General features: G+C 48.9%; 5 protein-coding genes, 2 rRNA genes and 2 riboswitches. All 7 genes read left to right on the plus strand.

Annotation, left to right across the window (positions count from 1 at the left end; translation table 11 throughout):
* Nucleotides 1-88 precede the first annotated feature (88 nt).
* The 7 genes from QWY22_RS04965 to QWY22_RS04995 all read left to right on the plus strand — a co-directional run bounded on the left by QWY22_RS04965 (nucleotide 89) and on the right by QWY22_RS04995 (nucleotide 13,365).
* Nucleotides 89-1,039, plus strand: a complete 951-nt coding sequence (locus tag QWY22_RS04965; RefSeq protein ID WP_300983387.1) for an AAA family ATPase — start codon at nucleotides 89-91, stop codon at nucleotides 1,037-1,039.
* Entirely contained in the window at nucleotides 1,036-2,250 is a 1,215-nt protein-coding gene (locus QWY22_RS04970) for a DUF58 domain-containing protein (RefSeq protein WP_300983388.1), read from the plus strand. Before QWY22_RS04965 ends, QWY22_RS04970 begins: the two co-directional genes overlap by 4 nt.
* A complete protein-coding gene (locus QWY22_RS04975; RefSeq protein WP_300983390.1) occupies nucleotides 2,247-4,436 on the plus strand; it encodes a DUF4129 domain-containing transglutaminase family protein in 2,190 nt (729 codons plus the stop codon). Before QWY22_RS04970 ends, QWY22_RS04975 begins: the two co-directional genes overlap by 4 nt.
* 31 nt (nucleotides 4,437-4,467) lie before the next feature.
* Nucleotides 4,468-4,569: riboswitch (purine riboswitch) on the plus strand.
* A gap of 126 nt (nucleotides 4,570-4,695) precedes the next feature.
* On the plus strand, nucleotides 4,696-6,234 hold the full coding sequence (guaA, locus tag QWY22_RS04980) for a glutamine-hydrolyzing GMP synthase (RefSeq protein ID WP_300984333.1): 1,539 nt from the start codon (nucleotides 4,696-4,698) through the stop codon (nucleotides 6,232-6,234).
* 126 nt (nucleotides 6,235-6,360) lie between these two features.
* Nucleotides 6,361-6,462: riboswitch (purine riboswitch) on the plus strand.
* A gap of 121 nt (nucleotides 6,463-6,583) precedes the next feature.
* Entirely contained in the window at nucleotides 6,584-7,921 is a 1,338-nt protein-coding gene (locus QWY22_RS04985; RefSeq protein WP_053168201.1) for an NCS2 family permease, read from the plus strand.
* Between the two features lie 672 nt (nucleotides 7,922-8,593).
* Nucleotides 8,594-10,143 (plus strand): 16S ribosomal RNA (locus tag QWY22_RS04990).
* A 288-nt stretch (nucleotides 10,144-10,431) separates the two neighbouring features.
* A 23S ribosomal RNA gene (locus QWY22_RS04995) occupies nucleotides 10,432-13,365 on the plus strand.
* The 16S and 23S rRNA genes sit together here, the layout of an rRNA operon.
* Nucleotides 13,366-13,384: the final 19 nt, after the last annotated feature.

Here is a 13,384-nt window from a genome sequence, read left to right on the forward strand (position 1 = left end):
CAGTTGAGAAAATTATATAAATTCGTTATGCTTATGATAAGATTTCAACAATTTAAAATACGCGAATTTATATACTGGGGGAATCAGGATGAATGCTAAAGACCGCTTGAATGCAGTGATAGACAATATAGAAAAAGTGATCATCGGCAAACGCCATATCGCTGAATTAAGCATTGTAGCTATGCTTTCCCAAGGGCATGTGCTGCTGGAAGATGTGCCTGGGGTCGGCAAAACGATGCTGGTGAGAGCGCTCGCGAAATCCATCGGCGCTGATTTTAAACGGATTCAATTCACTCCTGACCTGCTCCCGTCAGATGTTATAGGTGTCTCCATTTATAATCCGAAAGACATGGAGTTTCATTTCAGGCCGGGACCGATTATGGGAAATATCGTATTAGCCGATGAAATAAACCGGACTTCCCCTAAAACGCAATCCTCTTTGCTAGAAGCGATGGAAGAAGCTTCCGTCACAATTGATGGCGTAACCCAGCACATACCGAAACCGTTTTTCGTTATGGCTACTCAAAATCCCATTGAATATGAAGGGACCTATCCGCTGCCTGAAGCGCAGCTGGACCGTTTCCTCCTGAAAATTAAGATCGGCTACCCAAGTTCCAGCGAAGAAATGGAAGTGCTGAACCGCTCCCAGGTTTCTGCGCCGATTGATGAACTTCAGCCGGTGATGACGCTTGAGGAGCTGCTGAAATTGCAGGAAGAAGTGAAGCGGATCAATGTCGACGAAACCATCCGCAGCTATATCGTGGATCTAGCCAGACAAACCCGAATTGACCCTTATGTGTACTTGGGAGTGAGCCCAAGGGGGTCTATTGCATTGATGAAAGCTTCCCAAGCCTACGCCATGCTGAAAGGCCGGGATTTTGTGACGCCGGACGATGTGCAGCATTTGGCGAAATTTGTCTTTGGACACCGCATCATGCTGCGTTCGGAAGCGCGTTATGACGGAGTTACGGCTGAAGAAATCACAGACCGGATTTTGGCGAAAACACGAGTTCCCGTTCAAAGGCTAGTCGGCCAATGAATAAAGCGAAAGAATTTATGAATTTATGGGGGAGGCTGCTTTTTGTCCTGGGCCTCCTTTTGCTGACATTTTCGTTTGCCATGTTCCAAGGCGGATTTGTCAGCTGGTTCATTTTTTATATGGCTTTGCCTTTTGCCTTATATTCCGTTTTGTTGACATTTTACCCTCTAAGCGATATTGAATTATCCCGTGATATCCATACCGCTCAAGTGCGAAAAGGAAGCAGTTTTTCAGCAACCATTCATATGCGCAGAAAACTCCGCTTTCCTTTGCTGTATACGGTCCTTACTGAAAAGACCCATTCTCCCGCTTTAAAAAAACAAACGCCCGGCATGCATCAGAAAATGTTTGTTCCCGGATTCCGGAAAAATTATTCATGGACATATGAGATTGAACATATGCCGCGCGGAGAACATGTTTTGGAAGGCGTTCAAATTGAAATCGCCGATTTCTTCGGCTGGGTCCGTAAAAGCAGATTGGTGCCGCTTCAGCAAAAAGTGCTCGTCTATCCTAATACCGTAGACATTGTTTATCGGCCGATGGAGTCCAAATACGATCACGGCTCGATGGCTGCGCCGTTTACACTGGTCAAGGATACGACCATGGCTACCGGCATCCGGGATTACCATCCGGGAGACCGGGTTTCGTGGATCCACTGGAAGTCATTTGCCCGGACACAGACAATGCGCACAAAGGAATTTGAAGACCGCCAGTCCCAGGACCTGTTTTTGATGGATGACCGACGGCCTTCAGAGAAATTTGAAATTCAAGTGGAATTGGTGGCTTCTATTCTTAAATCGCTTGTACGTTCCAATTCAAGTGTGTCTTACTTATCGATTGGCGAAACCCACAATCATTTTCCGGTCATCCAGACCGAAGAACATCTGCATCGGATCATGTACCATTTAACAAAGGTCCAGCCTGATCTGGAGAAACCTGCGGAAGATGCAGGGGGGCGTGAGCTCCAGAAAATCCAGGCCTCAAGCCTTTTGTATGTGACCAGCCATTTAACCATGGAAATGGTGAAAGCCATTCAGCGAAATGTGAAGCATTTAAATACGTGTATGTGTTTGGTTGTCACTCATAAAGGAGAACCGGCTTCTCCCCAGGAAGAAGCTGCCCATCAATTTGCCCGTTCAAAAGGTTTTACTGTAAAGCGTGTCAGTCCGGATAATTTTTCATCGGTATTTACGGAGGTGAACGGCAAATGACTTCCATAAGGAAAAATAGTTGGTTTATGGCAGGGCTCTACATTCTTGTCTTTTTCCTGCTGGCCGAATGGCTGACGCCGGTAATGACTTTAACGGCTACTGCCTATAAACCATTGTTTCTGATTTTTATTGCAATGGCGCTTGGAATGTCTTTATTAAAAGTCTCCTGGTGGATTTCCGGGCCGTTGAAATTGCTGTATGTTTTATGGTTTATCGTTTACGTGTATACCGGTGAAGTGTTTTTCACCGGTGAAGCCATCGCATTTGTCTGGCAAGACTTAAAAATCAATTTAGCTGCTCTTTTTTCTCAAAACTGGGCGAACACGACCGATGTTTTTCGCACGCTTTTATTTTTCACGCTGTTATGGATGGCTGTTTACTTGATTCATTACTGGGTGAGCTTCCGTTTGAGCATCTTCCTGTTTTACTTGTTGACGGTGGTTTTTATTGCGGTACTGGATACGTTCAGCCCTTATACAGGGAATACGGCCATTATCCGCATTATGGTCATTGGCTTATTGTTGGCCGGTCTTCTGCATTTAGCAAGATGGACAGAGCGTCACCGAATAGAACTGAGCAGCGAAAAAATTGCAGCGGCAATCATTCCGTTGTTTATCATGATTGCCGGTTCTACGGCAGTGGCGCTTTACTTGCCGAAATCCGGTCCTATCTGGCCAGATCCTGTTCCGTATATTACGTCTTTTTCAAGCGGAGCGGGAAGCGGGCCGGGCGGTACAGTTGGAAGAATCGGCTACGGAGTGAACGATTCGCAGCTGGGCGGTTCGTTCATCGGCGACAGCTCCCCGGTATTTAAAGCGGAAGTTGTCAGCGGGCAATACTGGAAAGTGGAGTCAAAAGACATTTATACGACAAAAGGCTGGGAACTGACGGAGAATATCGGCGACTCTTTCCTGTATGAAAACGGCGACTTTATTGCGACTGATTTCACGCCGGGAGACCCGGAAATGCAAGAAATCGCGCTCTTGTCGATGGATCAGGATTTCCCGTTCGTGTTGTATCCGTATGGGACTGAATCGGTTGTGATGGATGAAAATTTGGATTACCAGTACAATACGGCAGACCAGCGAATTGAAACCTATCAGCAAGGCGATGTTTTTGAACCGGAAGTTTACGAGATCACGTTCAGTGAGCCAACTTTCAGTTTAACGGCATTGCGTGAAACTGCCCCGGAAGATTTGGCGGAGCTGCCGGCGGAATTTGACCGTTATCGCCAGTTGCCGGCCGAATTGCCGCAGCGCGTTCGGGATTTGGCAGAAGAAATAACAGCCAGTTCGACTACAATCTACGATAAAGCCCGAGACATCGAGAGGTACTTCAGCAATGCCGGTTTTGAATACAGCCAGCAGGATATTCCGGTGCCGGATGAAGACCAGGATTACGTCGACCAATTTTTATTCGATACGAAAAAAGGGTATTGTGATAATTTTTCCACGTCTATGGTTGTCCTGCTGCGTTCCCTGGATATTCCGGCCCGGTGGGTAAAAGGGTTTAACGAAGGGGAAATCGTAGAGACGAAAGATGATACCGATATTTACCAAATCACCAATAACAACGCCCATTCCTGGGTAGAGGCTTACATGCCGGGAGTCGGCTGGATGCTGTTTGAACCGACCATCGGGTTTACGGGTTCTTCTGCCGTCGATTTTGATATAGAAGTCGATGCCGCCGAGGAAGATGAAGCGGCTATGCCCGACCGTCCGGAACCTCCGCTGCCTGAAGAACTGGAAGATGAAGCAGTTTCAGATCCGAATGCCGGTCCATCTTTCTGGAGCCGCTTCCAAGCGTTCCTTGATGAAAACAGCAGAAAAATCGGTTGGGGGGCAATTGCCCTTGGTGTACTGGCAGCGATTTTCTATAAGTTCCGTCATAAATGGCTGCCTCGTGTCTTAATTCCTTATTACCGACTGCGCAGCGGCGATACCGCCACATTCGAAAAAGCTTATCTGCGGCTTTTGAAACAATTGGAGTTATATGGGATAAAAAGAAGCGAGGGGCAGACCTTAAGAGCCTATGCTTCCTATATAGACACATTTTTTGGAACAAAAGATATGACCCGCCTAACCAATGCTTATGAGCAGTCAATCTACGGCGGGCGTAAGGATTCCATTGAATGGCGGGAGTTGCAGGAAAGTTGGGAAAATTTAATCAAACAGACAATCGGTTGATTTTGGTCGAGCTAGCTTGTACAATTGAGAAAATTAAAAGTACAAGTGCCCTCATATATGTCTGGTAATATGGACCAGATGTCTCTACCAAGTCCCCGGAAATGACTTGACTATGAAGGTGGATGACGCATGCGTTCAGACATGTGCATTCGCCTTTTTGATGTAGAGCAAAAGAACGCGAGGAATCCTTTTCCGCGTTCTTTTGTCATTTTGAGGCCTGAATTGAATAGAAGAGGTGAAGAGTGTGCCAGCAAGTCCGATGTTAAAAGAGCAAAAGAAAATTGTGGTTTTGGATTTTGGAAGCCAGTATAACCAATTGATTACACGGCGTATTCGTGAAATCGGTGTTTACAGTGAATTGCATCCGCATACCATTACTGCAGAAGAAATCAAAGAAATGAACGCAACAGGCATTATTTTTTCAGGCGGCCCTAATTCGGTTTATGACAAGAATGCTTTTTCTGTAGACGATGCGATTTTTGAAATGGGTCTTCCGATTTTAGGGATCTGCTACGGCATGCAATTGATGGCGTTGCATTTAAATGGCAAAGTTGAAAAAGCCCAAAACCGTGAATACGGGAAAGCTGAACTGAAATTGACCAAAGAAAGCACCTTGTTTAAAGGCTTGCCAGAAGAACAGATTGTCTGGATGAGCCACGGGGATCTGGTAACTGCAGCGCCTCCTGGATTTGATGTAATCGGCACGAGCGCAAGCTGCCCAATTGCTTCGATGGCAGATGAGTCACGCGGTTTCTACGGTGTTCAATTCCACCCGGAAGTCCGCCACTCGATTTACGGCAATGAGTTGCTGCGTCAATTCGTATTCGATGTTTGCGGCATGACCGATGACTGGTCAATGGAAAATTACATTGAACTGGAAATTGAAAAAATCCGTGAAGAAGTCGGCGACAAAAAAGTTCTTTGCGCACTCAGCGGCGGCGTAGATTCTTCCGTAGTGGCCGTCTTGATCCACAAAGCAATCGGCGACCAATTGACTTGTATGTTCGTTGACCACGGCTTGCTTCGCAAAGGAGAAGCTGAAAGCGTCATGAAAACTTTTGCTGACGGCTTCCATATGAATGTCATTAAAATCGACGCACGCGACCGTTTCATGAACAAACTTGCCGGAGTAACCGATCCGGAACAAAAACGGAAAATCATCGGCAACGAATTCATTTATGTATTCGATGACGAAGCTTCTAAACTGGAAGGCATGGACTTCCTGGCACAAGGTACGCTGTATACTGATATTATCGAAAGTGGTACGACTACTGCTCAAACAATTAAATCGCACCACAATGTCGGCGGTCTTCCGGAAGACATGCAGTTTAAATTGATTGAACCATTAAATACCTTATTCAAAGATGAAGTGCGTGTGCTTGGCGCTGAACTTGGCATGCCGGATGAAATCGTTTGGCGTCAGCCGTTCCCAGGGCCGGGCCTTGGCATTCGCATCATGGGCGCTGTAACGGAAGAGAAACTGGAAATCGTCCGTGAATCCGACTGGATTTTGCGTGATGAAATCAGTAAAGCTGGACTTGACCGGGACATCTGGCAGTACTTCACGGTTCTTCCGGACATCCGCAGTGTCGGCGTTATGGGCGATGCCCGTACGTACGATTACGCAATCGGCATCCGCGCTGTCACTTCAATTGACGGCATGACATCTGACTGGGCACGCATCCCGTGGGATGTATTGGAGAAAATCAGTGTCCGCTTGGTCAACGAAGTGTCGCATATCAACCGTGTGCTCTATGACATTACGAGCAAGCCACCTGCAACTATTGAGTGGGAATAAAATAAAAAGAAGCTGCATTCCTATTAGGGAGTGTAGCTTCTTTCTTTTAGACGAACTTTAATGCAGAAATTTATTGAAATGTTCGGGTTTGGGCTTGTTAGATTGAAAAAATCATGTTATATTACGATAGAAATTAAATAACGTTGTCGTATAATGTCGGGGATATGGCCCGAAAGTTTCTACCGAGTTACCGTAAATGACTCGACTACGATTTTTGTCCGCATTCGCAATGAATTGGACGCTCTTCATTTGAGGTGAATTTGAAGAGGAAATCGAGCACATACGGCATGAAGCTGTATGTGCTTTTTATGTTTCAACATTATCGCGACGACACGCGGAGGAAAACAACATGAGAAAGTATTTTCAGTTCGAGGAACTGGGAACTAATTACCGCCGAGAAATTATCGGGGGCTTAACCACCTTTTTAGCGATGGCTTATATTTTAGTCGTCAATCCGCTCACGCTGACATTAAGTTCCGTGCCGGACCTGCCTGCTGAAATGTATATGGATTATGGATCTGTATTTATGGCGACGGCTCTTGCTGCAGCTATCGGATGTTTGATGATGGGGATCATCGCCAAGTATCCGATTGCACTTGCGCCGGGTATGGGATTAAATGCATTCTTTGCTTATACCGTTATCTTGACATACGGCATTCCGTGGCAAACTGCTTTGACAGGCGTTTTATTTTCCGGACTCATCTTCATCGTTCTTTCTTTGTCGGGGCTTCGTGAACGGATTATTAATGCGATTCCGAACGACTTGAAACTGGCAGTCGGAGCGGGGATTGGGCTTTACATTACATTTATTGGACTTCAAAATTCCGGCATCATTGTAGCAAATGAAGCGACGATGGTCGGCCTTGGTGATTTAACAGTACCATCTACGTTGCTTGCGATTTTTGGAATGGTAGTAACCGTTGTTCTGATGGTGCGCCGCGTCAAAGGCGGAATTTTCTTCGGGATGATCATTGCTGCTGTAATTGGAATGATTTTTAAAGTAGTGGAATTGCCAAGCGCTATTGTAGACTTTAACGTTCCGAGCATGGCTCCGACATTCGGTGTAGCGCTGGATCCGATTCTTCATGATTTTGGTTCACTCATGAACATTGAATTCCTTGTCATCGTTCTAACTTTCTTGTTTGTAGACTTCTTCGATACGGCAGGGACATTGGTTGCTGTCGCAACTCAAGCGCGCTTGATAAAAGACGATAAACTTCCGCGTGCAGGGAGGGCCCTTCTTGCTGATGCCGTTGCTACTGTCAGCGGCGCGATCTTCGGAACATCAACGACGACTTCTTACATTGAGTCGAGTGCCGGTGTTGCTGCGGGGGCGCGTTCAGGATTTGCAGCCGTCGTCACTGGCTTGCTTTTCTTAATTTCCATTCTGTTCTATCCGCTGCTGGAAGTGATCACGAGCGCGGTAACGGCCCCAGCATTGATCATTGTTGGTGTCCTGATGGTTTCGGCTTTAGGAAGAATCGATTGGTCGAAATTCGAAATTGCCGTTCCTGCATTCTTGACGATGATTTCGATGCCGCTTGGCTATAGCATCGCAACAGGAATCGCCATCGGATTTATTTTCTATCCGATCACAATGGTTACGGCAGGCAAGGCCAAGCAAGTTCACCCGATCATGTACGGACTGTTTGTCATTTTCATTCTCTATTTTATCTTCATTGCTTAAATCCCGGCCCGCCAAATTTACTGGCGGGCTTTTTATTATATAGAAGAAAAGAAAATTTGAACGACTGCAGTCGATGCGATGTAGATTAAGTGAGTCTGGCGATATGCCTCCGAAATTTTGAGTGTTCTTTAAATCAGCAGTCTTTTAATATAGAAGGAAGATAAAAAGGGAAGCGAAAACCAAGGGCAGGCAGAAAAAGAGAAGCTAGGAAAAATTAGCGGGAAAATCGCCAACACTTAGAATGTAAAGGAACAGTTTCCTTTCAAAGTTGTAACAAGTTTGTAACTTTTATATTGCGAATATTCTGTTATAATAAAAAATGTAAACGGTTAATATTTATTTATTAATTTTCTCAAAGTCATTGACTTATAACGAGAACCTTGATATATTAGTACATGTCCTCAGGGAAACAAAGTGAAAACGAAACACTTTCATTTAAAAGATAAATGATTTAGTTGACACGAACTGCAGGATGAAGTAAACTAATAAAGTTGCTAATTTAAAGCGACTGATTATTGAACCTTGAAAACTGAACAGCAAAACGTCAACAATAGCAACGGCCGCGCAAAACGGCCCGCGCAAATGTACTGATCAGGCTTCGGCCAGATCAAGCGACTCGTGCGTTCTTCGGAACGGCGAGACGCCAGCAGAATTTGAGCAAGTCAGTTCTCTATAATGGAGAGTTTGATCCTGGCTCAGGACGAACGCTGGCGGCGTGCCTAATACATGCAAGTCGAGCGGAACACTTGGAGCTTGCTCCAAGCGTTTAGCGGCGGACGGGTGAGTAACACGTGGGCAACCTGCCCTGCAGATCGGGATAACTCCGGGAAACCGGTGCTAATACCGAATAGTTTGACCTCCCTCCTGGGAGGTTACGGAAAGACGGTTTCGGCTGTCACTGCAGGATGGGCCCGCGGCGCATTAGCTAGTTGGTGGGGTAACGGCCCACCAAGGCGACGATGCGTAGCCGACCTGAGAGGGTGATCGGCCACACTGGGACTGAGACACGGCCCAGACTCCTACGGGAGGCAGCAGTAGGGAATCTTCCGCAATGGACGCAAGTCTGACGGAGCAACGCCGCGTGAGTGATGAAGGTTTTCGGATCGTAAAACTCTGTTGCGAGGGAAGAAACCGTGCCAGCTAACTACTGGCACCTTGACGGTACCTCGCCAGAAAGCCACGGCTAACTACGTGCCAGCAGCCGCGGTAATACGTAGGTGGCAAGCGTTGTCCGGAATTATTGGGCGTAAAGCGCGCGCAGGCGGTCCTTTAAGTCTGATGTGAAAGCCCACGGCTCAACCGTGGAGGGTCATTGGAAACTGGGGGACTTGAGTGCAGAAGAGGAAAGTGGAATTCCATGTGTAGCGGTGAAATGCGTAGAGATGTGGAGGAACACCAGTGGCGAAGGCGACTTTCTGGTCTGTAACTGACGCTGAGGCGCGAAAGCGTGGGGAGCAAACAGGATTAGATACCCTGGTAGTCCACGCCGTAAACGATGAGTGCTAAGTGTTAGGGGGTTTCCGCCCCTTAGTGCTGCAGCTAACGCATTAAGCACTCCGCCTGGGGAGTACGGCCGCAAGGCTGAAACTCAAAGGAATTGACGGGGGCCCGCACAAGCGGTGGAGCATGTGGTTTAATTCGAAGCAACGCGAAGAACCTTACCAGGTCTTGACATCCCGCTGACCGCCCTGGAGACAGGGCTTTCCCTTCGGGGACAGCGGTGACAGGTGGTGCATGGTTGTCGTCAGCTCGTGTCGTGAGATGTTGGGTTAAGTCCCGCAACGAGCGCAACCCTTGATCTTAGTTGCCAGCATTCAGTTGGGCACTCTAAGGTGACTGCCGGTGACAAACCGGAGGAAGGTGGGGATGACGTCAAATCATCATGCCCCTTATGACCTGGGCTACACACGTGCTACAATGGACGGTACAAAGGGCTGCCAACCCGCGAGGGGGAGCCAATCCCAGAAAACCGTTCTCAGTTCGGATTGCAGGCTGCAACTCGCCTGCATGAAGCCGGAATCGCTAGTAATCGTGGATCAGCATGCCACGGTGAATACGTTCCCGGGCCTTGTACACACCGCCCGTCACACCACGAGAGTTTGTAACACCCGAAGTCGGTGAGGTAACCCTTGTGGAGCCAGCCGCCGAAGGTGGGACAGATGATTGGGGTGAAGTCGTAACAAGGTAGCCGTATCGGAAGGTGCGGCTGGATCACCTCCTTTCTAAGGATAATATCGGAACGGAGCTTACGCTCCGGTTGACGTTTTGCGTTCAGTTTTGAAGGTTCACTGAAAGGCGAAAAACGCCGTTCAGCTCAACCGGCTGCTGGAAGGCTTGACTTGACATGCTTGCATGTCGAAGGAAAGCGTGAAGCAGACGCGGGAGCTGGCGTTTGGAGCTGGACATGACACTTCAACCCTTGTTCTTTGAAAACTGGATATGACGACATTGAAACAACGAAAACAAGCAACACGAGTGATGAGACCGATTTTTTCGGTCGACTTTCTAATGGTTAAGTTAGAAAGGGCGCACGGTGGATGCCTTGGCACTAGGAGCCGAAGAAGGACGGCACTAACACCGATATGCTCCGGGGAGCTGTAAGTGAGCTTTGATCCGGAGATTTCCGAATGGGGGAACCCACCGCCTTTAATGGGGCGGTATCCATGTGTGAATTCATAGCACATGAGAAGGCAGACCCAGGGAACTGAAACATCTAAGTACCTGGAGGAACAGAAAGCAAATGCGATTCCCTGAGTAGCGGCGAGCGAAACGGGATCAGCCCAAACCAAGAGGCTTGCCTCTTGGGGTTGTAGGACACTCAATACGGAGTTACAAAAGAAGCGGTTAGGCGAAGCGACCTGGAACGGTCCGCCACAGTGGGTAACAGCCCCGTAGCCGAAAATCGCTTCCCTCCTGAGTGGATCCTGAGTACGGCGGAACACGTGAAATTCCGTCGGAATCCGGGAGGACCATCTCCCAAGGCTAAATACTACCTAGTGACCGATAGTGAACCAGTACCGTGAGGGAAAGGTGAAAAGCACCCCGGAAGGGGAGTGAAACAGATCCTGAAACCGTGTGCCTACAACTAGTCAAAGCCCGTTTATGGGTGATGGCGTGCCTTTTGTAGAATGAACCGGCGAGTTACGATTGCATGCAAGGTTAAGGTGAGAAGCCGGAGCCGCAGCGAAAGCGAGTCTGAATAGGGCGAATGAGTATGCAGTTGTAGACCCGAAACCAGGTGATCTACCCATGTCCAGGGTGAAGGTAAGGTAACACTTACTGGAGGCCCGAACCCACGCACGTTGAAAAGTGCGGGGATGAGGTGTGGGTAGCGGAGAAATTCCAATCGAACCTGGAGATAGCTGGTTCTCTCCGAAATAGCTTTAGGGCTAGCCTCAAGATAGAGAATCCTGGAGGTAGAGCACTGTTTGGACTAGGGGCCCATCCCGGGTTACCGAATTCAGACAAACTCCGAATGCCAGTGATTTATGCTTGGGAGTCAGACTGCGAGTGATAAGATCCGTAGTCAAGAGGGAAACAGCCCAGACCACCAGCTAAGGTCCCCAAATATCCGTTAAGTGGAAAAGGATGTGGCGTTGCTTAGACAACCAGGATGTTGGCTTAGAAGCAGCCATCATTTAAAGAGTGCGTAATAGCTCACTGGTCGAGTGACACTGCGCCGAAAATGTACCGGGGCTAAACGGATTACCGAAGCTGTGGATGGACATCGTAGATGTCCGTGGTAGGAGAGCGTTCTAAGGGCGTCGAAGCGGGACCGGAAGGATCCGTGGAGCGCTTAGAAGTGAGAATGCCGGTATGAGTAACGAAAGACGGGTGAGAATCCCGTCCACCGAATGCCTAAGGTTTCCTGAGGAAGGCTCGTCCGCTCAGGGTCAGTCGGGACCTAAGTCGAGGCCGATAGGCGTAGACGATGGACAACAGGTTGATATTCCTGTACCACCTCCCCGCCGTTTGAGCAATGGGGGGACGCAGAAGGATAAGGCGAGCGCGCCGTTGGTTGAGCGCGTCCAAGCAGCAAGGTGGGAAACGAGGCAAATCCCGTTTCCGCAAACATTGAACTGTGACGGCAAGGGGCGTATGCCCTGGAGTCCCTGATTTCACACTGCCAAGAAAAGCCTCTAGCGAGGCGGGAGGTGCCCGTACCGCAAACCGACACAGGTAGGCGAGAAGAGAATTCTAAGGTGAGCGAGTGAACTCTCGTTAAGGAACTCGGCAAAATGACCCCGTAACTTCGGGAGAAGGGGTGCTCTGGTAGGGTGTATAGCCCGAGAGAGCCGCAGTGAATAGGCCCAGGCGACTGTTTAGCAAAAACACAGGTCTCTGCAAAACCGTAAGGTGACGTATAGGGGCTGACGCCTGCCCGGTGCTGGAAGGTTAAGGGGAGTGCTTAGCGCAAGCGAAGGTGCGAACTGAAGCCCCAGTAAACGGCGGCCGTAACTATAACGGTCCTAAGGTAGCGAAATTCCTTGTCGGGTAAGTTCCGACCCGCACGAAAGGCGTAACGATCTGGGCACTGTCTCAACGAGAGACTCGGTGAAATTATAGTACCTGTGAAGATGCAGGTTACCCGCGACAGGACGGAAAGACCCCGTGGAGCTTTACTGCAGCCTGATATTGAATTTTGGTGCAACTTGTACAGGATAGGTAGGAGCCAGAGAACCCGGAGCGCCAGCTTCGGGGGAGGCGTCGGTGGGATACTACCCTGGTTGTATTGAAATTCTAACCCACGCCCCTGATCGGGGCGGGAGACAGTGTCAGGCGGGCAGTTTGACTGGGGCGGTCGCCTCCTAAAGAGTAACGGAGGCGCCCAAAGGTTCCCTCAGAATGGTTGGAAATCATTCGCAGAGTGTAAAGGCACAAGGGAGCTTGACTGCGAGACGTACAGGTCGAGCAGGGTCGAAAGACGGGCTTAGTGATCCGGTGGTTCCGCATGGAAGGGCCATCGCTCAACGGATAAAAGCTACCCCGGGGATAACAGGCTTATCTCCCCCAAGAGTCCACATCGACGGGGAGGTTTGGCACCTCGATGTCGGCTCATCGCATCCTGGGGCTGTAGTCGGTCCCAAGGGTTGGGCTGTTCGCCCATTAAAGCGGTACGCGAGCTGGGTTCAGAACGTCGTGAGACAGTTCGGTCCCTATCCGTCGCGGGCGCAGGAAATTTGAGAGGAGCTGTCCTTAGTACGAGAGGACCGGGATGGACACACCGCTGGTGTACCAGTTGTTCCGCCAGGGGCATCGCTGGGTAGCTATGTGTGGCCGGGATAAGTGCTGAAAGCATCTAAGCACGAAGCCCCCCTCAAGATGAGATTTCCCATTGCGCAAGCAAGTAAGATCCCTCAAAGACGATGAGGTAGATAGGTTCGGGGTGGAAGCGCAGCGATGCGTGCAGCTGACGAATACTAATCGATCGAGGACTTAACCAACATAGTTGTTTTCAATGTC

Source organism: Planococcus liqunii (genome assembly GCF_030413595.1).
Lineage (GTDB): Bacteria > Bacillota > Bacilli > Bacillales_A > Planococcaceae > Planococcus > Planococcus liqunii.